The following is a 23,630-nucleotide window of genomic DNA, read 5'->3' as shown; positions in this document are numbered from 1 at the left end:
CCCTAATCTACAAGTTTGGTCTCCACGCTGATCCGGCTTTCCAGTGTCCGATGGACCGGGCACTTGTCAGCAATTTCCAGTAACCTGTCTCGCTGCTCCTCAGTTAATCCGGGCCCATTAATCGAAATGGCGCGCGTTATGAGCTGATGCGGCATTCCATCTTCCTCGGCGACACATTGTTCGCAATCTTTCGCATGATCTCGCGAATGGGTGAGATGAATTTTCACTCCGTCCAGCGGCCAATTCTTACGCTGTGCGTACATTCCCATGGTCATCGAGGTGCAAGCACCCAAGGCGCCAAGCAGCAGGTCGTAAGGCGTGGGTCCGCTGTCGTCCCCACCATAAGAGTCCGGTTCATCGGCAACGAAGCGATGGCTGGTGGTATGAATTTCTGTGCCGAATTTGCCGTGCCCCATGCAGGTGACCACTCCCTCTTCGGGTAGCGGCCAATCATGGCTGAGGGGAAGATAGCGGCTTGCCCAAGCAGCGATGACATTGGCCGCAAAATTGGCATCTTCAGGTTGCAGAAGAAGGTGGCCTGCCCCTTCGAGACTGACAAAGCTTTTAGGATGTTTTGCAGCATTGAAGAGGCTGCTGGCGTTATCGATACCGACTACATCGTCTGTCGGCGAATGCAGAAACATCAGAGGCTTCCGCAGGCGCGCGACTTCCGCGAGCAAGTCGGCGCTCTCGACCCTTTCAATAAATTCACGGCTCAGGCTGAATTCGCGCCCGGCGATGCGTACAGGCCCCTCGCCCGTCAGGCGGATTGCCTCCAAGTCACCGTTGATGTTCGTCAGTACATGCGGAACGTCAGCCGGGGCCCCAATCGTCGCTATCGCAGCTATGCGATCGAAACCGATCTCGTCGGCAGCAGCCAGTACCGCTGCACCGCCCAGGCTATGGCCCACCATAAGGATCGGTTGGGCAAACCTTTCAAATAAAACTTTGGCGGCCATCACGAGGTCCGACACGTCGGTGGCAAAGCCAGCGCGACCGAAATCGCCCTCGCTCCCGCCCAATCCCGTAAAATCGAATCGCAGCGTAGCGATCCCTTCTCTCGCCAAAGCTCGGGCAATGCTGACCGCCGCCTTACTATCCTTCGTACAAGTGAAGCAGTGTGCGAATAGCGCTGCGCCGCGGACTAGGCCGGTCGGCAGTTCGAGCGATCCGCTAAGTTCATGACCCGCAGCAGCACGGATCGCGAGAGTTTCTGTCGGCATGGTCCCCTAATGCACGCAGCAGTGGCGATTGCAACGCCCCTTGCCCTCACCGTGCCCTCACCCTAACGTTTAGGTAAAGTTGCAAGGAAAGACTTATGGCCGACACGACCACCGACCAGACCCGTTTCGAGGGCACTCAATCCTACATCGCTACCGAAGATCTCAAGGTTGCGGTAAATGCTGCCGTGCTGTTGAGAAGGCCGCTGTTGGTAAAAGGCGAGCCGGGAACAGGAAAAACGGTTCTGGCCCACGAAATCGCTAAAGCACTCGATGCTCCGCTGATCGAATGGAACGTTAAGTCGACCACGAAGGCGCAGCAGGGCCTGTATGAATACGATGCGGTGGCGCGGCTACGTGATGGGCAACTCGGCGATGAACGCGTTCATGATATTTCGAATTACATCAAAAAGGGCAAATTGTGGGAGGCTTTTACATCCCCGGAATTACCCGTCCTACTGATCGACGAAATCGACAAAGCAGATATCGAGTTTCCCAACGATTTGCTGCAGGAACTCGACCGCATGAGCTTCGATGTCTACGAAACGCACGAGCGGATCGAAGCGAAAGAGCGCCCGATCGTCGTGATTACCTCGAATAACGAGAAAGAGCTGCCCGACGCATTCCTGCGCAGGTGCTTCTTTCACTACATCAAATTCCCCGACCACGAGACGATGCGTGAGATCATCGAGGTCCATTTCCCGAACATCCAGAAAAACCTCGTCACCAAGGCGATGGAGATGTTTTACGAATTACGGGAAGTGCCAGGGTTGAAAAAGAAGCCGAGCACGAGCGAATTGCTCGACTGGCTCAAATTGCTTCTTAATGAAGACATGCCGCTTGAAGTCCTCCACGACAGCAATCCCAACAGCGCTATTCCGCCGCTGCATGGCGCGCTGCTCAAGAACGAGCAGGACATCATGATGTTTGAGCGCCTCGCCTTTATGGCTCGTCGGCAAAGCTAGATTTACGCCTGGTTGCAGCAACGCATTCCCCTTACCGGGGTGCGTTGCTGCTGACGCAGGAGTCAGTTGAAGCTGTAGGCCAATTCGAAATCGCCCCATCGGCGGCCATTCACAACGATCGGCACGTAGACATTTCGGACGACCATGTAGTTTTTGCCATCGCCCTCCTGGCGATACACGGCCATTGTGTAAGGCCCTGAACTTGCACGAGCCAACAAATCGGTATTCGCGACCATGATACGGCCGTTGCGGCAATATTTTGTATCATGCGCAAGATCACCAGTCGGCTTGCGCGAACGATCGCTGAGGTGAGTGGGCAGGAAGCCGTTTAGGTCGGCCTGTGAGCACATCATGATGCTTCCGCCTTGCGCGACAACCTTATCATTGATCGGACGCCAGTTCGCGTCTGCCCAATCGGAAAGGCTCGTTCGGTAGAGTTCCGGGTTGGTACCCGGTACCAAACGGTAATCCTGATCGAACAATTGCTCCATCCTGAGAGAACCGCTCGCAACCGCATCTTCGGCTTGCTGCGTGATTTGCTGGGCGAATTCCTGCGCCTGCTGGACCATTTCGCTGTCCTGCGGCGAAAGGCCGGCCTTGACGATCCGGTCGAACATTTCGCTGGCAGTTAGTTCGAGCTCCTCGATACGCTCGTGAGCGGTTTCTAGGCGCTGTTCATTCTCATTTGCTGCGCGATCGTAGCTTTCCAGCACGCTCGAAACACGGTCTACATGCTCTGTCATCATGCCTGTCGCGCGCGTGATCTGATCGTTTTGCTGATCGACTTCCTCGACGAGTTGGCTGACGCCAGAGATCGTCGCATCGATACTCGCAACGGAGGTCTTGGCTTCGTTCGAAGCTTTCGCCCCAGCCTCGATGCGCTCGATAACTGTAGATGCTTCGCTACCCAGCGTTTCGATCACCTCTGAGATTTCATCGGTGGCCTTGCGCGTTTCGCCCGCAAGCGTCTTCACTTCGTTCGCCACGACCGCGAAGGTTCTTCCTGCTTCTCCAGCCCTCATGGCTTCGATTGTCGCGTTGAGCGCCAAGATATTCGTGGTTTCGGCTATCTGCTCGATATCCTGCGAGCACCGCTTGACCTGGTCCATCGCAGCGGCAAATCCGGTCACATGAGTGGCCAAGGTTTCGACAAGGTCGAGAAGGTTGGTAATCTGCTGCAACGATGACTGAATCTGGGTCGTCCCCATGTTCAATCGCTCGATCGCTCGGGCAGAAAGAATTCTCGCTTCGTCGCTGGCTTCGGCCACCTTGCGCTGGTCGGCTTCCAGTTCGCGAACGGTGCCCTGAAGTTCGACGTGTTCCGCTCGCAGAACTCCTGAACTGTCGAGCACGGCCTGGACGATACCCGCGACGTCACTGCAACCGACAGTGACCTTGCCACACGCCTCTGGTATGCTGTTGAGCGCAGAAGCAGTTGCAGTATCGATTGGACTGATTTCCATCTGGTCGGGACCCCTCATTGTCCTGTTCAGGATTCCGAGTAATGATAATTGGTTAGCGGACCGTTAAACGAATGGGCCCCATGGCCTTGATATCGCCAAAAATTCAGGTTGAATTCGCTTATGTTTTTAAATTTCGTCGACGAATTGCGGGCGGCGGGAATTCCCGCAAGTTTCAAAGAACACCTGACTCTGCTGGAAGCACTAGATCGTGAGGTAATTGGTCAATCACCGGAAAGTTTCTACTATCTCAGCCGCGCTACGTTTGTGAAAGACGAAGGTCTACTCGACCGCTTCGACCAGGTTTTTTCTAAAGTCTTCAAAGGCATCATGTCTGACTACGGCCAAAACCCCGTCGATATTCCCGAAGACTGGCTGAAATCCGTAGCCGAGAGATTCCTTTCCGAGGAGGAGATGGAAAAGATCAAGAGCCTGGGCGACTGGGATGAAATCATGGAGACCCTGAAGAAGCGCCTTGAGGAGCAGGAGAAGCGCCATCAGGGCGGCAATAAATGGATAGGAACGGGCGGGACCAGCCCCTTTGGAAATTCTGGCTACAATCCAGAAGGCGTGCGGATCGGCGGTGAAAGCCGACATAAACGGGCAATCAAGGTGTGGGACAAGCGAGAGTTCAAAAATCTCGATAACACCAAGGAACTCGGCACGCGGAATATCAAGATGGCGCTTCGTCGCCTCCGCCGCTTCGCCCGCGAAGGGGCTGCCGATCAACTTGACATCGATGCGACCATCGAGGGCACCGCAAAGCAAGGGTGGCTAGACATTCGCATGCGCCCTGAAAGGCGAAATGCTGTCAAATTACTGCTATTTCTCGATGTGGGCGGCTCAATGGACCCGTTTATCAAGGTAACCGAAGAGCTTTTCAGTGCCGCAACCAGCGAATTCAAGAACCTGGAGTTCTTTTACTTCCACAATTGCCTTTATGAGGGGGTCTGGAAGGACAACCGCCGCCGGTGGCAGGAGCGAACAAAAACGTGGGATGTTCTTCATAAATATGGACACGACTACAAGATAGTATTCGTCGGGGATGCAGCCATGAGTCCGTACGAAATCACGCATCCGGGCGGTAGTGTCGAGCATATGAATGAGGAAGCCGGGGCCACCTGGATGCAAAGAGTGGTTAGCACCTATCCCGCAACTGTCTGGCTCAATCCGGTACCCGAAAAGCAATGGGGATATTCGCAATCGACCAAGATTTTGAAACACTTGGTAAATGATCGCATGTACCCTCTTACGTTGGACGGGCTGGATGACGCCATGCGCGAGCTGAGCCGGAAGCAGGGCTGAACAAGGGCCTTTTAGCCGTAGATTAGATGCCGAGCGATGGTTTGCCGCCAGCTTTCCTCGTCATGCCTGGCCAGCGTGTCGAGATCATCTGGTGTGGCCTCACTGTCATCGACCCACTCGCGCAAAGCGGGACCACCGTTTATGACATCGATTGCTAGGCGATCGAATTCATACTCATATGGAAAATCACGCCAGATATCATAGTCGGAATAGATGCTGCGGATCGCTTTGAAAGCGAGAGCTTGCAGTCTCCAAGGCTTGAATTCGTGATGATCATAGTAGGGGCCTTCCGCATGGATCATCAGGCCATTGCAAAGCTTGCCGGCGTGCTTGTGAAAAGTAGGTTCGAACCAGCATTCGCGCAGTTTGCAACCGCGTAACCAGGCCGGAGCCAGACGCTCCATTTCATCCAGAACAGCAAGAGCATTTATGTCTGGGGCGCCGAAAAGGATTTCGAGGGGGCGTGTGGTCCCCCTCCCCTCGCTCAGATTTGTTCCCTCCAGCATCACCGTTCCCGCATATGCTCGGGCCATGTTGACACTTGCGGCATTGGGGCTGGGATTGATCCAGACCCTGCTTTCTGGCCAGCCGAAACCCGGCGCCTGCCCAGGTTTCCATCCCTCCATCTCGATCACCCGATAATCGACATCGAGTCCGAAATGATGAACAAACCAGTGGCCCATCTCGCCCATAGTCATACCATGACGCATAACCATTGGCGCCGCGCCGACGAAACTTTCATGCCCCGGTAACAGTAAAGTACCTTCTACTGGGCCGCCGGCGGGATTTGGTCTATCAAGCACCCAAACCGACTTTCCCGTTTTCGCTGCCTCCTCGAGAATGTAGAGGAGCGTGGTGACGAACGTATAAATTCGGCACCCCAAATCCTGGAGGTCGAATAGAAATACGTCGGCTGTCGACATCGCCTGGCCAGTGGGGCGGCGGACCTCTCCATAGAGGCTGAAAATCGGAATATCGTATTGCGGATCATTTTCATCCGCAGTTTCGACCATATTGTCCTGCTTATCGCCTTTGAGCCCGTGTTGAGGGCCGAATGCACTGACTACGTTAATGCCGCGGTCGATCAACGCGTCGAGCGAATGATCCAGTTGCGCTGTCACGGAGGCAGGATGCGCGACGAGAGACACGCGCTTGCCGCTCAACTGTTTTTGCAAATCGCTATCGGTGAGAAGGCGGTCGATCCCGAATTTCATATCCCTGCTGGTGCATCAAGGCAGGCGGCGAAGCAAGTCGGATCATGAAAATCCGGTTGATCCTTATTGTGGCTCAATGCCCAGAAACTCTTGATCCCGCCTTGCTCTTCCAAAATGCACGACAGGCCAACGGCACAAGCAGTGGCAGGTAACGCACTTTCAGGAATTGCCGCATCGAAAATAGCGAAGCTGCTGCCCTGCCGGATTGTGCATGCTGGCTCAATGACAACTGGCCGATCTGTCATTGCCTCTCGGGGTGCTGAGAAATCGTAGGCAGCCCAGCGTTCGGACGGCGATAGGTTGAACTCGCAGTAGGAACTGCCCCCATGGGGCTTTAGAAAAATCTCAAAACACGTCGTGCGCCAGAGCTCATCCGCCCTGCCCTTGCCTGCGAGACGCGGTATCAAGAGTTTGCTGGCACCTTCAATCCGCCAGCGAAGCTGCAACCAATTCGTATCACGCGACACGATCCGGGCGGTGACAGAGGTCACATCCGCTGGCGGATAGGCCTCGTGGGCGACGAGTTCATGCGTTTCCAATTCGAAATCCCCATGCTAGCGGACGCTCCATCATGAGCACTTACCAATCCGAACTTCTGCGTCTGCTCGAAGAGCGCGGTTATATCCACCAGATTACCGACCCTGAAGGGCTGGACGCACTTGCAAAGCAGCAAGTCATACCCGGCTATATCGGCTTCGACCCCACTGCGCCGTCGTTACATATCGGTAGCTTGGTCCAGATAATGATGCTTCGCCGCCTTCAGCAGGCAGGCCATAAACCGATCGTGGTTATGGGAGGCGGAACCGGAAAAATCGGTGATCCAAGTGGTCGGGATGAAAGTCGCCGAATGATGACCGACGAGATTATCGAAGATAATGTCGCCGGGATATTCACGGTGTTCAAGCGACTGCTGACCTTCGGTGATGGGCCCACCGACGCTGTGATGGTGAACAATGACGAATGGCTGAGCAAACTTGGCTACATCGAACTGCTGCGCGATGTTGGCCCACACTTTACGGTCAACCGAATGCTCACCTTCGACTCGGTCAAACTTCGCCTCGACCGGGAACAACCGCTGACTTTCCTCGAGTTCAATTACATGATCTTGCAAGCCTACGATTACCGGGAACTGGCGCAGCGATATGGTTGTCGGCTGCAAATGGGCGGGAGTGATCAATGGGGAAATATCGTCAACGGTATGGAACTTGCGCGCCGAATGGATGGGCGGGAGCTTTTCGGCCTCACCACCCCGCTGCTGACGACTGCAGATGGGGCCAAGATGGGCAAGACGGCCGCCGGAGCAGTATGGCTTAACGAGGCGCAGCTGCCGAACTATGATTTCTGGCAGTATTGGCGCAATGTCGACGATCGTGACGTTGGCCGATTCCTTCGCCTGTTCACCGATCTGCCACTCGACGAAATTGCCAAGCTCGAATCTCTCCAAGGGGCGGAAATCAACCACGCGAAGACTGTACTCGCCAATGAGGTCACAGCGCTTGTGCGCGGGCGTGACGCTGCAGATAGCGCTGAAAAGACTGCAGCAAAAACTTTTGCCGGCGGCGGCGCCGGAGAGGACCTTCCCTCGATCGATGTTGGCGAAGAAGGAATGAGGATAGGCGCAGTGCTTACAGGCCTCGGCTTCACTGCATCGGGCGGGGAAGCAAAACGCAAGCTGGCGGAGAACGCGGTCAAGCTCGACGGGATGACGGTTAACGATCCGAGTTACCTGGTCGAGGTCGCACCGAGTACCGAGCGCAAGCTTTCGTTAGGCAAGAAAAAGCACGCGATTATCCGGCGATAGGGCTTGGCGCTCAGATTCTATCGGCAAATATTTCCGGTCGGTTTACCAAATATTCGCCTTTTTTGACGAATGCGTTCTGGGGTAAATATTTTAAGGTTCAAGCGGATGAGCGCAGGAGCACAACTGAGCGTAACCGACCAGCGGCGCATGGCGCGGCATCCTGTTGATCATCCAGTGATCGCTGAATATTTCGGCCGCGGCGATGTCAGCATGCATATTGCGAACATCTCAGCCAATGGATTCATGATCGACGATGCCGATAATGTGGGCCGGGGCGAACGTCTTGTCGTTCGCCTGCCCGTGATCGGGCGCATTGAGGCCTATTGTATATGGTGCCGGGACAACCGCGCCGGTTTTCAGTTCGAACGGATCATTCGCGTCGACGATTTTCTGTCACTGATCGATACTTTGCAGCCAAATCCGCGACTGCGTAAGATGCGGTAAAGAGTTAAGAGTTACTTCTAGAAATAAAAGCAGGCTCGTCTTCACAATGGTTGGCGGGCCTGCCATGCGTCTGGCGTGAAAACAGACACCGCGCCCAAGCCCCAAGCATCGCCGCTAAGAATCGCAAACTTCCGCGCCTACTGGCTCGCGCGATTGACCATGACTCTCGGGCAATATGCGATGATGCTGATCATTGGCTGGCAGACGTACAATATTGCCCGAGACAGCGGGATGGATGTGGCCGAAGCTTCCGGTCAGCTGGCATTGATCGGCCTCCTTCAATTTGTGCCATTGTTTTTGCTCACCCCCTTTTCGGGATGGGCCGCTGACCATTTCGACCGACGCAACGTGGGGCGCGCGACTATCGCACTGCAGCTATTGTGCGCCAGCGCCCTCGCTTGGCTGACGTGGAGTGACAGCATCGCCCTTTGGTCGATCTATGCCGTGGCAATCGTGCTCGGAATAGTGCGAGCATTCAACGGCCCGGCGATGTCCGCCCTTGCCCCCAATCTCGTGCCAAAGGCAATCCTGCCAAATGCCATCGCGCTGTCGAGCATAAGCTGGCAGACCGGCATGATCGTGGGCCCTGCCGTCGGCGGCTATACCTATGCGATCTTCCCTTCGCTTCCTTATCTGATTGCAGCAGGATTGTTCGTCTTCGCGATGACAGCGCTGTCCTTCATCGGCAAAGTCCCGCAACCACCTCGCCCGCAGAACCAGCAGCCGATACATGCGATGGTCGAAGGCTTGCGCTACGTTGTGCGAAACAAAATGGTGCTCGGTGCGATCACGCTCGATCTCTTCGCCGTTTTTCTTGCCGGCGCGACCGCGCTTTTTCCGGTCTATGCCCGCGACATCCTCAAAGTCGGCGAGACGGGTCTTGCGCAGCTCGCCATGGCGCCCGCCGTCGGTGCGGCTCTTACCGCGCTGATATTCAGCTTCCGGCCCCTGAAAACCAATGTCGGCCCACGAATGCTCTGGGCGGTCGCTGTGTTCGGTCTCGCCACGATCGTCTTCGGTCTCTCGACCTCAATGCCGTTGAGTCTCGCCATGCTCTTCATTGTCGGGGCGGCGGATATGTTCAGCGTCTATATCCGGCAGTCGCTCATCCAGTTGCATACCCCCGACGAGAAACGCGGGCGTGTATCTTCGGTTAGCTTGCTGACGATAAGCGCATCAAACGAGTTCGGTGATTTCTTCTCCGGCAGCCTTGCTTATGCGCTGGGGCCGGTCGCGGCGGTCGTAACCGGAGGCGCTGGCGCAATCATCACTGTCGCCGCTTGGACGAAAATCTTTCCCGTTCTGCGCACAACGCGGACCTTCGACCCGCCTGATGAATTGGTAGGGCAACAGCCCAATCGGGAATTACCAGAAGAAAAGCTGCAGGAGCAGATTCCATGAAAGCCCAATCCATCCTCGAAACCATTGGAAACACCCCGCACATCCGCCTGTCGCGCCTGTTCCCCGACCATGAAGTCTGGGTGAAGAGCGAGCGTGCCAATCCTGGCGGTTCGATCAAGGATCGCATCGGTCTCGCGATGGTAGAAGATGCGGAAAAATCGGGGAAGCTAAAGCCTGGCGGCACCATTATCGAGCCGACCAGCGGCAACACCGGCATTGGCCTCGCCATGGCTGCCGCCGTTAAGGGCTACAAGCTTGTCCTGGTCATGCCCGAAAGCATGAGCCTCGAGCGGCGGCGTCTGATGCTGGCCTATGGCGCTACGTTCGATCTTACGCCCAAGGAAGGTGGCATGAAGGGAGCGATCTCCCGGGCAGCTGAATTGGTTGAACAGACGGATGGCGCATGGATGCCAAGCCAGTTTGACAACCCGAGCAACTTTGAAGTGCATAAACGGACAACGGCGCAGGAAATTTTTGCCGACTTCGAAAATGAGCCGATCGACGTGATGATCACCGGAGTCGGCACCGGCGGCCACCTCACTGGTTGCGCCGAAGTGCTGAAAGAAAAATGGCCCGATATGAAGGCCTATGCGGTAGAGCCCGCCGGCTCACCCGTGATAAGCGGGGGCCAGCCCGGTCCACATCCGATCCAAGGAATCGGTGCCGGTTTCGTACCGGAAAACCTGCATACGCAATCCATCGACGGCGCCATTCAGGTTGACCCGGAAGACGCCAAGGAGTGGGCAAGAAAATCTGCGGCGATCGAGGGCTTGCTGGTAGGTATCTCAAGCGGCGCGACATTGGCTGCAATTGCGAAGAAACTACCGGAGCTGGCTAACGGTAGTCGCGTGCTTGGGTTCAACTACGATACCGGCGAACGGTATCTGTCAGTGCCAGAGTTCCTTCCCAACAGTTAAGAATACTTTCGAGGCCAGCTCATTGAGTTGGCCTCGACTTCAACCATAATTGGCGAAAAAAGCGGCTCTCGTGAGCGGCTTGGCGAAGAGATAGCCCTGCGCCTTGTAGCAGCCCATCTCCTGTAACCGGGCGCGCTGTTCTTCTGTCTCAACACCTTCCCCAACCACTTCGATTTCCATGCACTCGGCGACGGCAATCATACCTGCGATAATCGCTTCGCTTGGCGTGTCGGTTAGGAAGTCTGCTACGAATCTCTTGTCGATCTTGATCCCTGTCAGGGGGAGTGACTGCAAAGTCGTGAGAGATGCGTAACCGGTGCCGAAATCGTCGAGCGTAATCTTATGGCCAGCATCATAGAGCGTCATGAGATGCGACAGACTTTCCTTATCGCTGCGCAGCGTCGTCTGCTCGGTGACCTCAAATTCTACATCTTTGGGCTGTAAACCGTACTTCTCAAGTATTCGAGGTACTGAAGAGGACAACCTATGTGACTGCGCCTGTATGGGGAAAAGGTTACAAGCTACGCTCGGCAGATTTAGTCCTGCATTGCGGCATTCGGCTAGAAACCTGCATGCATCTTCGATTATCCAATCTCCGAGTTCCTGAGCAATGACATGCGTGTCCAGAAAGCCCATGAAGCTGGAGGGGCGCAGCAAGCCCAGATCAGGATGGTTCCAGCGGAGGAGCGCTTCCGCGCCAATTAATGCGGCATTCCTGATGTCGATTTGCGGTTGGAAGAGTAACTCCCACTGGCCTTTCTCGACTGAACCCACCAAATCAGCCTGTAATAATCTCTGCTGCGCGTGTTCGGCACGCATTTCGGAATCGAAAACTCGGCGAGACTTTCCTTGCTTCTTGGCGGCGAACATCGCCAGATCGGCATGGAGCAAGAGCGTCTCGGCATCCTCATTGAATTCATCGACTACCGCGCCCCCCACGCTGCCAGCAATCGAGAACTGATGCTCGAATATTCGAAACTGATCAGACAAGGTTTCGAGGACTCGATCTGCCGCACTTCCCACCGCTTCCTCGGTACAGGGACCAGGGATAAGAATTGCAAATTCGTCTCCCCCCATTCGCGCGATGCGCCATGCAGGATCTGCATTCAGTCTCAATCTCACTGCAATGGATTGAAGAAGCGCATCGCCGGCCGGGTGGCCGAGAGAGTCATTGATGGCCTTGAAATTGTCGAGATCAATTATCAGTAGCCCCGGTGTCTCACCGTCAGCCAAAAATTCCCGGGTGGTGTTCAGGAATGCTCTAGGCGTTAGAAGCCCAGTCAATTCGTCGTGCTTCGCAAGATGTTCTAGATTCGCTTCGCGTGCGTGTCTCTCCGAAATATCCTGGATATGCGCGCCGACGATGGTTTCCCCCCGGTCCCGATGAAGGGATAGCGTCAGCTCCGCCGGAAATTCCATCCCAGACGCATGCTGGGCTATGATTTCGACCGTATTTCCAACAAGCCTTGTTTCCCCCCCGTCGCGCATCCGCCGCATCCCCGCCTCATGCGCTCTACGAAAGCGCTCAGGGATGATGATGGTCACGGGTGATCCGACAGCCTCGTCCTTCAGATGCCCAAAAATCCTCTCGGCGGCAGAATTCCAACTGAGAATTATGCCCTCGTCATTCGTGGACAGGATAGCGAGCGGGGCGGATGCAACGAGACGCGAGAAAATGGTCACGCAGGGTATGCTTTCGGAAATGTTCCGCTCATCCGCGAGTTCCCCTACTTCATTGCCCTGAACCTAAAGCAACGAATATCTCCCAACCAGACCCTGACGCCATTACGTACTTAAGGCCGTGATCGTTCCTGTTGGAACTTCTCAAAACCAAGGGGCGACGCTGTATAGCTACAGCGTCGCCCCTCAAAAACAATATGAAAGTGGGCCTCTAGGCTCAGGCAGCCGTCTGAAAAGCATCCTCACCCAGAGCCATCAGACTTTCGCTGCCCGCTTCAAGTTTACGGCGCAAAGCGCCAGCGTCGGGTAGATAGCGATCCATGTAATAGCGCGCTGTTGCGAGCTTCTGTTCATAGAACGCCTTGTCATCGCCTGCGCTGCCAATCTTCGTCGCAGCGACCCTGGCCATTTTCAGCCACATCAGGCCCAGCGTCACGATGCCCATGATGTGCATGTAATGATGGGCGCCTGCACCAAGATGATTGGGGTTCTGCATAGCATTCTGCATGAACCACATGGTGGCGGCCTGTTGCTGTCCGAGCGCCTTTTCGAGCTGCTCTGCCATATCCTTCAGTTCTTCGACTTCCTTGGCCGCAGCGATTTCCTCGCCGACATGCTTAAAGAAGGCCTGCACCGCAGCACCGCCCTTCTGCGCAAGCTTGCGACCGCACAGGTCCATCGCCTGAACGCCATTGGTACCTTCGTAGATTTGGGCGATCCGGGCATCGCGGACGAACTGGCTCATGCCCCATTCCTCGATGTACCCATGGCCGCCGAAGACCTGCTGCATGTTGGTAGCGACTTCATAGCCCTTGTCGGTGCCGTAGCCCTTGATAACCGGCGTCATCAGGCCGAGCAGCATGTCGGCTTCCTCGCGCTCTTCCTCGGTTTGCGCCTTGTGTGTCAGATCGACCAAAAGGCCGCCCCACAGGGCAAGCGCGCGCATTCCTTCGGTAAAGGCCTTGGCATCCATAAGCATCCGGCGAACGTCGGGATGGACGAAAATCGGATCAGCTTGCGCCTCAGGCTCTGCGGCGCCGGTGAGCGCACGGCCCTGACGACGGTCGAGCGCATAGGCTACCGCGTTCTGATAAGCGACTTCGGCCTGGCTCAGGCCCTGAATACCGACGCCGAGACGCGCTGCGTTCATCATGATGAACATGGCTGCGAGACCCTTGTTCTCTTCGCCGACCATCCAGCCTTTGGCGCCATCGTAATTGAGCACGCAGGTGGCATTGCCGTGAATGCCCATCTTCTCTTCGATCGAACCGCAGCTGACGCCATTGCGATCACCGAGCGAGCCATCGTCGTTCACGAGGAATTTCGGCACGACGAAGAGCGTGATACCCTTGCTGCTGTCAGGCGCTCCAGGGGTCTTGGCAAGCACCAGATGGATGATGTTCTCGGCCATGTCGTGTTCGCCAGCGGAGATGAATATCTTCGTCCCGGTTATGGAGAAGCTGCCATCCTGCTGAGGCTCAGCCTTGGTACGGATCATGCCCAGATCGGTGCCGCACTGCGGTTCGGTCAGGTTCATCGTGCCCGTCCACTGGTTGGAGATCATCTTGGGCAGATACTTCGCCTTCTGCTCATCCGAACCCTTGGCGATGAGCGCGGAAATCGCGCCGTTGGTAAGACCCGGGTACATGCCGAAGGACTGGTTGGCGCTCGAGATGAATTCTTCCAGCACGAAGCCGAGCACGTGAGGCATACCTTGGCCGCCAAACTCTTCGGGCGCAGCAAGTGTGCCCCACCCGGCTTCCTTGAATTGCTCGAACGCCTCCTTGAACCCCGGAGGTGTCGTGACCGAGCCGTCATCGTTGCGCACGCAGCCATGTTCGTCACCGATGCGGTTCAACGGGGCCAAAACTTCCGAACAGAATTTGCCACCTTCGTTGATGACAGCTTCCACGACATCCTCGGACGCCATTTCGAAGCCGGGCAGATTGCCGTAGCTGCCCAGATCAAGCAGTTCGTTGATGATAAAGCGGGCGTCGCGAGCGGGGGCGTTGTAGATGGGCATTGGGTGTCCTTGGGAAAGATTGACTTTAGTCGGGCTTTAACCGGGAGGGGTCCCTAATCGAGCTGGTCTTCGACCAGATTGATGAATTCTGAAAGTTCCTTGATCGAACTGTCGATATCGGCACGCTGCGCTTTGAGTTTGGCAACATGCTTCTTGCATTTTTCGAGCGTGACCCTGCGCTGCTCGGCGCGACCGTCGTCGAGATCGTAAAGATCGATCATCTCGCGAATTTCGGTCAGCGAGAAACCGACATTCTTGGCGCGCATGATCCAAGCAAGCCGCGCGCGGTCCCGCTTGGAATAGATCCTTGTCAGGCCAACGCGCGAAGGCGCGATAAGCCCCTCGTCCTCGTAAAAGCGCAGGGCCCGCGCAGTGCATTCAAACTCGCTGGTGAGATCCGAAATCGAAAATTGTTCACGCTCAAGCTTATCGGGGCGTTCGAGATGCGCTCCGGCATGACGACGATCGGTATCGGCATTGGTAAGCGGCTGGGTCATGCCCTTTTCATAGTCAAACGTTTACGTAAGCGTCAAGCCTTTACGGATTGGAGAATGCCATCATCCAGCTTGCGATAGAAACAGCTTGGCGCTCCGGTATGACAGGTCGGGCCGGCCGGTTCGCAGCGAAGGACCAGCGCATCTTGGTCGCAGTCGACGAGAATCTCGGCCACGTTCAGGACATTTCCGGATGTCTCGCCTTTCTTCCACAGCTTGCCTCGTGAGCGCGAATGGAAATGAGCGATGCCGGTGCGCAACGTCGCATCGATCGCTTCCTGGTCCATGAAAGCCACCATGAGTATTTCGCCAGTGCCTAGATCCTGCACGACGGCGCTGAGCAAACCTTTCTCGTCGAATTTTGGTAGGAATTCGGGACCTTTTTCCCGGTCGATCTGGGTTTTGGACACGTGCGCTCCGAAAATTGTATAGTTACGACAGTGTGTTGCACGACCGCCACAAGGCAGGGTCAAAATCCGACTTAGGCCAAGAAGGCTATTTGAGTAATGGGCTTTCTGATGAATGTAATGGCGCAGCAGGTAATGTGAAGCCTGCTAACCGGAGCATCGGTGCCAGAAGAGCGCCAGGTTCAGGGGTCCCGGATCCGCAGCCGCGAGGGGTTATACGCGGCGCATCCGGTAACGATGAGGGATAGGACCTGATGCATGCTGGGGGGCTGCATCGCCAAGGTCCGGTTTATTTCGTCACGTGGCGCCCGGGGTCTTCGGACTCCGGGCGTTTCGTTTGTCTGGCCTGATCTAGCGCTTCGTCGAGCACGCGGGCGAAACAGGCTACCAGCACTGTCTTCGCCCCTGCTTTCTTGAGCGCTTTCACACAGGCCGTGGTAGTGGCGCCGCTGGTCAGCACATCATCGACGAGCAGGACGTTGCGGCCGGCGATGCTCTGTTTCCGGGTAACGGCAATGGCGCCGGTGAGGACCTTCGTTCGTGCCCTCGCCCCCATTCCCCCGAGACTTGGCGTTGCTCGTGTGCGCGTCAGGCCATCGACCACAAGCCTGCCATGCCCGGCCCTCGCCAGTTCCCTGCCCAACAAAGCTGCCTGGTTGAACCCGCGCTGCCACAGGCGCCAGCGATGCAGCGGGACCGGGATGATCAACCGATCGTTATCGGCGGCCGGAATGCGCGCAGCGATGAGGCGCGCCAGCATCGGCGCGAGAGCGATGCGCCTGCCGTGCTTGAGCGCGAGAACGAGTTTGCGCGACACGTCGGTGTAGAGCGTACCCGCTGCAATGCCGTCATGCAGTGGCGGGTGGGCGAGGCATGGGCCGCACAGCGCGCCGTGAGGTGGGCCATGATCGCCGAAGGGGCGCTGACACGCGGCGCAAGAGGGATCACCCGGGATTACGAGCTGAGACCAGCAGGCTGCGCACAGCCCGCCCTGAGCGCCAATGGCATCGCCGCAGGAAGGACAGCGCGGCGGATACAGAAGGTCCGCGAGCGGTGATGCCCCTTCTGCCAGAGCGCGGCGGATCGTGGTTATTCTCCCCATACCGATGTGCTGCACCGCTTGCATGGTTGTGGCAAGCGCGGCAGGGGGGCCGGCATGGATATTAGCCATGGCAGATAAGGCGCCGCCCCGCATCTTCAGCCGCCACCGCAGAATGGCCAGCTTTCGTCGCGCAATGGTCCGCCAGTCGCAGCGTGATGCGGCCCGTTACGTGCTGGACGACATGGTCGAGGATATTCTCGACCGGCTCGAATTCATGCGCTTCGAACCGGCCCGCGTGCTGGTCATCGGCGACTGGACGGGGACGCTTGCGCTGTCCTTGCGCGGTCGCGGGTCCCAAGTGGACGAGGCGAATGTGCGCACGATCGACGAAGAAAAGCCGATCGAGGGTGTGCCCTACGATCTGATCGTCAGCCTGGCCTCGCTCGGCCGGGTCAACGATCTGCCCGGTGCCCTGCTCCATCTGCGCACCGCGCTGGCGGAAGGCGGGATCGTGATCGCTTCGCTGATCGGGGCCGGAAGTCTGAGCAATTTGCGCCGTGCCGTCATTGCGGCCGAGCCTAATCGCCCGGCTGCGCGCATGCATCCGCTGGTCGACAATGCCGCGGCATCGGCGCTGATGCAGCGGGCGCTGTTCAAGCGGCAGGTGGTCGACAGCCGCTCGCTCGAAGTGGCCTATCGGTCGCTCGACAGGCTGGTGTCGGACCTGCGCGACCAGGGCCTGACGTCGAGCCTGGCCAGCCCGGCGCCGCCGCTGGGGAAAGCGGCCCTGGAGCGTGCCAGGACCTCGTTCCTCACAGCCAGCAACGATCAGGACCGTGTCATCGAAACTTTCGAGATACTGACCCTAACCGGCTGGAAAGACTAACGAAGGCTCGCCTGAGCGGCAGCAAGCCGTGCGATCGGCACACGGTAGGGCGACGCGCTGACGTAATCGAGCCCAGTCTTCTCGCAGAAGGCGATGCTGGCCGGATCGCCGCCATGTTCCCCGCAGATACCCAGCTTGATATCGCCGCGCGTCTTGCGCCCGCGTTCCGCGGCCAGTTCGACCAGCTGGCCGACACCGTCGATGTCGAGGCTGACGAAGGGATCGCGCGCGAAAATGCCCTTGTCGACATATTCGGTCAGGAAGCGGCCCGCATCGTCGCGGCTAACGCCCAGCGTAGTCTGCGTGAGGTCATTGGTACCGAAGCTGAAGAATTCGCCGACTTCGGCGATTTCGCCCGCCATCAGCGCAGCGCGCGGCAGTTCGATCATCGTGCCGACCAGATAGTCGAGCGCGCGACCGGTGGCTTCGAATACTTCCGCGGCCACGCGGTCCACCACGCTCTTGAGCAGGTCGAGTTCCTTGCGAGTCGCGACCAGCGGAATCATCACTTCGGGAACCGGTGCCTCGCCGCTCGTCTTCGCCACTTCGCACGCCGCTTCGAAAATGGCGCGCGCCTGCATCTCGTATATTTCGGGATAGGTGATGCCGAGACGGCAGCCGCGATGGCCGAGCATGGGATTGAATTCATGCAGTTCCGAGGCGCGCCGCTTAAGCTGATCGACGCTCTTGCCGGTGGCGGAAGACAGCTCTTCGAACTCGGCATCGCCATGCGGCAGGAATTCGTGCAGCGGCGGATCGAGCAGGCGGATGGTGCACGGCAGGCCCGTCATCACCTCGAAGATCTTGACGAAATCGGCCCGCTGTTCCGGCAGCAGTTTATCCAGCGCAGCCCGGCGACCGGCTTCGTTGTCCGCCAGGATCATCTGGCGCACGGCGCTGATGCGGTCGGCATCGAAAAACATATGCTCGGTACGGCACAGGCCGATACCTTCCGCACCGAACTGGCGCGCCATGCGGCAATCGTTTTCGGTTTCGGCATTGGTACGAACACGCATGCGGCGATGCTTGTCAGCCCACTCCATCAGCGTGCCGAAATCTCCGGCGAGCTCGGGTTCGATGGTCGCCACCTCGCCAGCCATGATTTGCCCGTTGCCGCCATCGAGCGTGATGACGTCGCCTTCCTTAAGTTCGCGATTTCCGATGGTTAACGTGCGCCCTTCACGCGCAATCGAAACTTGCGAAGCGCCCGAGACGCAGGGCCGCCCCATGCCGCGTGCCACCACGGCGGCGTGGCTGGTCATCCCGCCGCGCGCCGTCAGAATGCCGGTGGCGGCGTGCATGCCGTGAATGTCTTCCGGGCTGGTCTCGACGCGGACGAGAATAACCTTCTCGCCCCGCCCTGCCCAAAGCTCCGCCGTATCGGCATCGAGCACGATCTTTCCGCTCGCCGCGCCCGGCGATGCCGGGAGCCCGGTGGTCAGCACATCGCGCGGTGCATCGGGATCGAGCGTGGGGTGCAGCAGCTGATCCAATGCCATCGGATCGACGCGGCAGATCGCGGTCTTCTCGTCGATCAGCCCTTCGCCCACCATGTCGACCGCCAGCTTGAGCGCGGCCTTGGCCGTGCGCTTGCCGTTGCGGGTCTGGAGCAGCCACAGCTTGCCCTGCTGCACGGTGAACTCGATGTCCTGCATGTCCTTGTAATGCTTTTCGAGCAGGTCGAAGAGATGCGCCAGTTCGGCAAAGGCGTCGGGCATGGCCTCTTCCATGCTCGGCTTGTCCGCGCCTGCCGCCTCGCGCGCCGCTTTCGTCAGGTACTGCGGTGTGCGGATGCCCGCCACCACGTCCTCGCCCTGCGCATTGACCAGCCATTCGCCGTAATAGGCTTTCTCGCCGGTCGAAGGATCTCGGGTGAAGGCAACGCCCGTAGCGCTGGTATCGCCCATGTTGCCGAACACCATCGCCTGCACATTGACCGCCGTGCCCATGTCATGCGGGATGTCGTTCAGGCGGCGATAGATCTTGGCTCGCTCGGTATCCCAGCTGTCGAATACGGCGCTGATGGCGCCCCATAGCTGTTCGACCGGGTCCTGCGGGAAAGGCTTGCCCAGTTCCTGCTCGACGATGGATTTGTATTCGGCAACCAGCGTCTTCCACTCTTCGGCGCTGAGTTCGGTATCGGCGTAATAGCCATTGTCTTCCTTCGCGATTTCGAGCGCTTCCTCGAACAGGCCTTGATCGACGCCGAGCACCACATCCCCATACATCTGGATGAAACGGCGATAGCTGTCCCAGGCGAAGCGCTCGTCGCCGCTGGTCCGGGCAAGGCCCTGCACCGTCTCGTCATTCAGGCCGAGGTTGAGAACGGTGTCCATCATGCCGGGCATCGACACGGCCGCACCCGAGCGGACCGAGACCAGCAGCGGATCGGCGGCATCGCCAAAACCCTTGCCCACCGTCTTCTCGACATGGGTCAGTGCGGCCATCACGTCGCTGCGCAGTTTCTCGGAGAAATCGCTGCCGCCCGCGAGATATTTCAGGCATTCTTCGGTCGCGATGGTGAAGCCGGGAGGAACCGGGAGGCCGATGCTGGCCATCTCTGCAAGATTGGCCCCCTTGCCGCCCGTGACGGTCTTGTCCTTCTGCCTTGCATTCGTATGCGGGGCATTTCCGCCGAAGGTGAAGACTGTATCGTTCATATTCATCCCGGTCTATCTGAAGCAAGTTGACACAGTTGACAGTGTCTTAGGGTAGAAATCGGCTATCCCTCGATGCGAGAGAAGTCCGCAACTTTGTGCACTGCAGTACGGAAAGCTGCAAGCAGGTCCAAACGATGTGCCCGCTTGTTTTCTTCCTCCGCATTTACCGTCACTTCATCGAAGAAGCGGTCGATCGGCGCGCGCAGACTGGCGAGCGCGGCCATGGCAGCGGAGAAATCTTCCGCTGCGATAGCCTTGGCCGCGGCGGGTTCTGCAGTGGCAAGAGCATCCATCAGCGCCTTTTCCGCCGGTTCGGGCGTGTAGGAAAGTTCTTTCGCATGCCGCTCCGACATTTTGGCGTCGATCACGGCTTTCATGTCGGGATCGTCGACGAGCGCGAGCGGGTCTTCCTCGCCGGTGCGGGCGATTTCGCCTTCGGCACCGTGCCAGTCTTCCTTCTTAAGGATATTGGCGGCGCGCTTGTAGCCTGCGAGGAGATTGGCACCGTCTTCGGTGCCAAGGAAGGCGGCGAGCGCCCTCGCCCGGGCTTCGACGCGGTCCACCCTCATGTCGGGCCGACCCTGCCAGCTGCGGGACGCCTGAATATAGTCATGCCGCACACCTTCATCGCGCAGCTGCACCGCAAGTCGGTCTAACAGAAACTCGCCCAGTTTCTCTGGCAGGCCTGCTACCCGCTGGCTGGCCCAGGCGTGGACCACTTGATCCAGCTCCAGCTTCAGCTCGTTCGCCTGAACAAGCCTCAGATAGCCGAGCGCGGCCCGGCGCAATGCGAAGGGATCCTTCGATCCGGTCGGAAGGATGCCGATGCGAAAGAAGCTCAGAAGATTGTCGAGCTTGTCCGCAAGACTGACTGCGACCGTTGTCGGCGCAGTCGGCACCTCGTCGCTTGCCCCGACGGGTTTGTAATGGTCGCGAATGGCCTCGGACACTTCCACCGGGAGACCCTCGGCCTTGGCGTAATAACCGCCCATCAGACCCTGCAGTTCGGGGAACTCGCCAACCATTTCTGTCACGAGATCGGCCTTGCTCAGTTCAGCGGCCTGCCGTGCGAGCTTATGATCGCCGTTCGGTGCTTTGGCATCGAATACCAGCCAATCAGCCAGCTTCGCCACGCGGTCGACCTTCTCGGCGACCGTGCCCAGCTTCTCGTGGAAGGTGATGCGCTCGAGCCCCTTGGTGTGCTGGGCGAGCGTTTTCTTGCGGTCGACGTCCCAGAAGAAGCGCGCGTCGGAAAGGCGGGCGGCGAGGACCTTGCGGTTGCCGTCGACCACCCGTGCGCCGCCGTCTTCCGCCTCGATATTGGCGGTGCAGATGAAGGCATTGGCGAGCTTGCCCGCCTCGTCTTCGCAGACGAAATACTTTTGGTTCACGCGGGCGGTGAGCTGGATCGTCTCGGGCGGAACTTCGAGGAAATCCTCCTCGAACCGGCCGAGCAGCGGAACGGGCCATTCGGTGAGTCCGGCGTTCTCGATCACCAGGCCTTCGTCCTCGACCAGCTTGAGGCCGGCTTCGGTAGCGACCTTGGCCGCCCCCTGACGGATGAGGTCCTGCCGTTCCTCGTGGTCCACGATGACATGGGCTGCGCGCAGCTTCACCGCGTAATCATCGGCATTGCCCACGGTAATGTCGCCCGAATGGTGGAAGCGGTGGCCGAGCGTGACCGCTCCGCTGGTGACGCCGTGCACCTCGCATTCGACCACATCGTCACCCAGCAGCGCGACGATGCCCGACAGCGGGCGCACCCAGCGAAGGCTCTCGGTGCTGATCGAGGCCGCTCCCCAACGCATCGATTTGGGCCAGCTGAAATCGCGGATGATCGCGGGGATCGCATCGGCCAGCAGGTCACGCGCCGCGCGGCCGGGCACGTTCTTGACCGCGAAATAGGTCTCGCGGCCTTTCACGTCGCGAATCTCGAGATCGGCCTTGTCCACGCCTGCCTTCCGGCAGAATCCCTCGAGCGCCTGATCGGGAGCGCCGACGGGCGGGCCCTTCAGCTCCTCGCTGACCGCCTCGGTGGCTTGCGGGAGGTCGCGCGCGATCAGCGCGAGACGACGCGGGGTGGACCAGACGGTGATCTCGCCCGTGGTGACGCCTGCCGCGTCCATCTCGCGGCGGAACAGCTTTTCGAGTTCGGCGCGCGCGCCTGCCTGCATACGGGCGGGGATTTCTTCGCTGCGCAGTTCGAGGAGAAAGTCGGACCCGCTCATTTCGACCACTCCGGATATTTCTCGGCCCATGCGGGCGCTTCCTTTTCCATATGCGCTTCGCACGATCCGCGCGCGAGATCGCGGACGCGGCCCATGTAACTGGCGCGTTCCTGCACGCTGATCACGCCGCGCGCCTGGAGGAGGTTGAAGATGTGGCTCGCCTCGACCGCCTGTTCATACGCAGCGATGGGGACATTATGCGCCAGCGCGTTCTTGCATTCGGCCTCGGCCTTGTTGAACAGATCGAACAGGGCGTCGGTCTCGGCGACCTCGAAATTCCATTTCGACATCTGTTTCTCGTTTTCGAGGAACACCTCGCCATAGGACACGCCGCGGTCGTTGAAGGCGAGATCGTAAACGCTGTCGACGCCCTGGATATACATCGCCAGGCGTTCGAGACCGTACGTCAGTTCGCCTGCGACCGGCTTGCAGTCGAAGCCGCCCATCTGCTGGAAATAGGTGAACTGGGTGACTTCCATGCCGTCGCACCAGACCTCCCAGCCCAGCCCCCAGGCGCCGAGCGTCGGGCTTTCCCAGTCGTCTTCCACGAAGCGGATGTCGTGCTTCAGCGGATCGATGCCGATGACCGACAGGCTCTTGAGATAGAGGTCCTGGATGTCGGGCGGGCTCGGCTTCAGGATCACCTGATACTGGTAATAGTGCTGCAGCCGGTTGGGGTTCTCGCCATAGCGCCCGTCGGTCGGGCGGCGGCAGGGCTGCACGAAGGCCGCGTTCCACGGCTCGGGCCCCAGCGCGCGGAGCGTGGTGGCGGTGTGGAAGGTGCCCGCGCCCATACGCATGTCATAGGGCTGCAGGATGAGGCACCCGTTCGCGCTCCAGAAATCGTGGAGCGCAAGGATCATGTCCTGGAAGGATTTTTGCGGATTACGGTCCATGCGCGGCGCAATGGCCGATGCATAAAAAACCGTCAATGGCGCACCGCGCATATGGTGCGAATGACAGGTCATCAAAACTTTTTGTCAGGTTGTGTTGACATAGTCAGCGAATCAAGACATAAAGTCAGCACAACCTGACACAAAGGAAGGTTGACCTAACCAACTGGACCCTACATCCAAGCTGGAGATTTGACATGAACAAGACTTTCGCACTCGTCGCCGCTGCCCTTGCAATCGTTGCTACTCCTGCAGCTGCCCATACCGAAGACTTCACCTCCATCACGGTGAAGACTGCCGATCTCAACCTTGCATCGGCAGCTGGTCAGTCCCGCCTTGAAGGCCGTATCGACCGAGAAATTCGCAAGGCCTGCCGTCTCGGTGGCAGGACTCTTGATATGATGCGGGCCGAAGCGGATTGCCGCGCGGATCTTCGCGAAGCGGCCACAAGCGAAATCGAGATCGCAATCGGCAAGGCCCGCACGGAACGCCTCGCCAGCAATGGTATCGACAACCAGGGCTGAACCATTTTGTCGGGGCGCTCTCCCCAAGAGGCGCTCCGGCACCCTCCCGACACAAGCGGATTAGAT

At 58.3% G+C, this 23,630-nt stretch carries 20 protein-coding genes; 8 read left to right on the top strand and 12 right to left on the bottom strand.

Annotation, left to right across the window (positions count from 1 at the left end):
* Positions 1-2: 2 nt before the first annotated feature.
* Positions 3-1,223, bottom strand: a complete 1,221-nt coding sequence (locus K3175_RS01115; RefSeq protein ID WP_221541536.1) for a bifunctional alpha/beta hydrolase/OsmC family protein — start codon at positions 1,221-1,223, stop codon at positions 3-5.
* Between the two features lie 95 nt (positions 1,224-1,318).
* On the opposite strand from K3175_RS01115, the gene K3175_RS01110 reads away from it, so the two are divergent.
* A complete protein-coding gene (locus K3175_RS01110; RefSeq protein WP_221541535.1) occupies positions 1,319-2,185 on the top strand; it encodes an AAA family ATPase in 867 nt (288 codons plus the stop codon).
* Between the two features lie 62 nt (positions 2,186-2,247).
* Here K3175_RS01110 and K3175_RS01105 read toward each other — a convergent pair whose 3' ends face one another.
* Positions 2,248-3,648 (bottom strand): methyl-accepting chemotaxis protein, encoded by a 1,401-nt coding sequence (locus tag K3175_RS01105; protein ID WP_221541534.1) that lies wholly within the window; start codon positions 3,646-3,648, stop codon positions 2,248-2,250.
* Between the two features lie 120 nt (positions 3,649-3,768).
* Between K3175_RS01105 and K3175_RS01100 the strand changes: the two genes are divergently transcribed.
* The gene (locus K3175_RS01100) at positions 3,769-4,950 is read left to right on the top strand and encodes a vWA domain-containing protein (protein WP_221541533.1); all 1,182 of its coding nucleotides are present in this window, start codon (positions 3,769-3,771) and stop codon (positions 4,948-4,950) included.
* An 11-nt stretch (positions 4,951-4,961) separates the two neighbouring features.
* On the opposite strand, the gene K3175_RS01095 is transcribed toward K3175_RS01100, so the two are convergent.
* Positions 4,962-6,164: an exo-beta-N-acetylmuramidase NamZ family protein gene (locus K3175_RS01095; RefSeq protein WP_221541532.1), complete on the bottom strand. Its 1,203-nt coding sequence runs from the start codon at positions 6,162-6,164 to the stop codon at positions 4,962-4,964.
* On the bottom strand, positions 6,161-6,703 hold the full coding sequence (locus K3175_RS01090) for a DOMON-like domain-containing protein (RefSeq protein WP_221541531.1): 543 nt from the start codon (positions 6,701-6,703) through the stop codon (positions 6,161-6,163). Before K3175_RS01090 ends, K3175_RS01095 begins: the two co-directional genes overlap by 4 nt.
* A 32-nt stretch (positions 6,704-6,735) precedes the next feature.
* Between K3175_RS01090 and tyrS the strand changes: the two genes are divergently transcribed.
* The 4 genes from tyrS to cysK all read left to right on the top strand — a co-directional run bounded on the left by tyrS (position 6,736) and on the right by cysK (position 10,727).
* Entirely contained in the window at positions 6,736-7,965 is a 1,230-nt protein-coding gene (gene tyrS / locus K3175_RS01085; RefSeq protein WP_221541530.1) for a tyrosine--tRNA ligase, read from the top strand.
* A gap of 105 nt (positions 7,966-8,070) precedes the next feature.
* On the top strand, positions 8,071-8,409 hold the full coding sequence (locus K3175_RS01080; RefSeq protein WP_221541529.1) for a PilZ domain-containing protein: 339 nt from the start codon (positions 8,071-8,073) through the stop codon (positions 8,407-8,409).
* A 120-nt stretch (positions 8,410-8,529) separates the two neighbouring features.
* Positions 8,530-9,810, top strand: coding sequence for an MFS transporter (locus K3175_RS01075; protein ID WP_345719319.1), 1,281 nt, complete (start codon positions 8,530-8,532; stop codon positions 9,808-9,810).
* Positions 9,807-10,727, top strand: a complete 921-nt coding sequence (cysK, locus tag K3175_RS01070; protein WP_221541527.1) for a cysteine synthase A — start codon at positions 9,807-9,809, stop codon at positions 10,725-10,727. The genes K3175_RS01075 and cysK overlap by 4 nt, the downstream gene beginning before the upstream one ends.
* Positions 10,728-10,766: 39 nt before the next feature.
* Here cysK and K3175_RS14315 read toward each other — a convergent pair whose 3' ends face one another.
* The 5 genes from K3175_RS14315 to K3175_RS01045 all read right to left on the bottom strand — a co-directional run bounded on the left by K3175_RS14315 (position 10,767) and on the right by K3175_RS01045 (position 16,433).
* Positions 10,767-12,410 carry a putative bifunctional diguanylate cyclase/phosphodiesterase gene (locus K3175_RS14315; RefSeq protein ID WP_345719288.1) on the bottom strand — a complete coding sequence of 548 codons (1,644 nt, stop codon included), beginning with the start codon at positions 12,408-12,410 and terminating at the stop codon, positions 10,767-10,769.
* 214 nt (positions 12,411-12,624) lie between these two features.
* Positions 12,625-14,430 (bottom strand): acyl-CoA dehydrogenase C-terminal domain-containing protein, encoded by a 1,806-nt coding sequence (locus tag K3175_RS01060; protein ID WP_221541525.1) that lies wholly within the window; start codon positions 14,428-14,430, stop codon positions 12,625-12,627.
* Between the two features lie 53 nt (positions 14,431-14,483).
* Complete coding sequence (locus K3175_RS01055) at positions 14,484-14,927, bottom strand: MerR family transcriptional regulator (protein WP_221541524.1); 444 nt, start codon at positions 14,925-14,927, stop codon at positions 14,484-14,486.
* Between the two features lie 32 nt (positions 14,928-14,959).
* The gene (gene hisI / locus K3175_RS01050; protein ID WP_221541523.1) at positions 14,960-15,334 is read right to left on the bottom strand and encodes a phosphoribosyl-AMP cyclohydrolase; all 375 of its coding nucleotides are present in this window, start codon (positions 15,332-15,334) and stop codon (positions 14,960-14,962) included.
* Between the two features lie 286 nt (positions 15,335-15,620).
* A complete protein-coding gene (locus K3175_RS01045) occupies positions 15,621-16,433 on the bottom strand; it encodes a ComF family protein (RefSeq protein WP_247710610.1) in 813 nt (270 codons plus the stop codon).
* A 67-nt stretch (positions 16,434-16,500) separates the two neighbouring features.
* Here K3175_RS01045 and K3175_RS01040 point away from each other — a divergent pair, with 67 nt between their 5' ends.
* Positions 16,501-17,259: a class I SAM-dependent methyltransferase gene (locus K3175_RS01040; RefSeq protein WP_221541522.1), complete on the top strand. Its 759-nt coding sequence runs from the start codon at positions 16,501-16,503 to the stop codon at positions 17,257-17,259.
* On the opposite strand, the gene ppdK is transcribed toward K3175_RS01040, so the two are convergent.
* The 3 genes from ppdK to K3175_RS01025 form a co-directional block, all read right to left on the bottom strand.
* Entirely contained in the window at positions 17,256-19,919 is a 2,664-nt protein-coding gene (ppdK, locus tag K3175_RS01035) for a pyruvate, phosphate dikinase (protein ID WP_221541521.1), read from the bottom strand. The genes K3175_RS01040 and ppdK overlap by 4 nt on opposite strands.
* Positions 19,920-19,981: 62 nt before the next feature.
* Positions 19,982-22,177 carry a glycine--tRNA ligase subunit beta gene (glyS, locus tag K3175_RS01030; protein ID WP_247710609.1) on the bottom strand — a complete coding sequence of 732 codons (2,196 nt, stop codon included), beginning with the start codon at positions 22,175-22,177 and terminating at the stop codon, positions 19,982-19,984.
* On the bottom strand, positions 22,144-23,043 hold the full coding sequence (locus K3175_RS01025; RefSeq protein ID WP_221541520.1) for a glycine--tRNA ligase subunit alpha: 900 nt from the start codon (positions 23,041-23,043) through the stop codon (positions 22,144-22,146). The genes glyS and K3175_RS01025 overlap by 34 nt, the downstream gene beginning before the upstream one ends.
* Before the next feature lie 194 nt (positions 23,044-23,237).
* On the opposite strand from K3175_RS01025, the gene K3175_RS01020 reads away from it, so the two are divergent.
* Entirely contained in the window at positions 23,238-23,564 is a 327-nt protein-coding gene (locus tag K3175_RS01020) for a UrcA family protein (RefSeq protein WP_221541519.1), read from the top strand.
* The last annotated feature ends 66 nt before the right edge of the window (positions 23,565-23,630 follow it).

This window comes from Qipengyuania aestuarii, from assembly GCF_019711535.1.
Lineage (GTDB): Bacteria > Pseudomonadota > Alphaproteobacteria > Sphingomonadales > Sphingomonadaceae > Qipengyuania > Qipengyuania aestuarii.
Note: the sequence above shows the minus strand (reverse complement) of the source record. Positions and strands in the feature narration are given on the sequence as shown.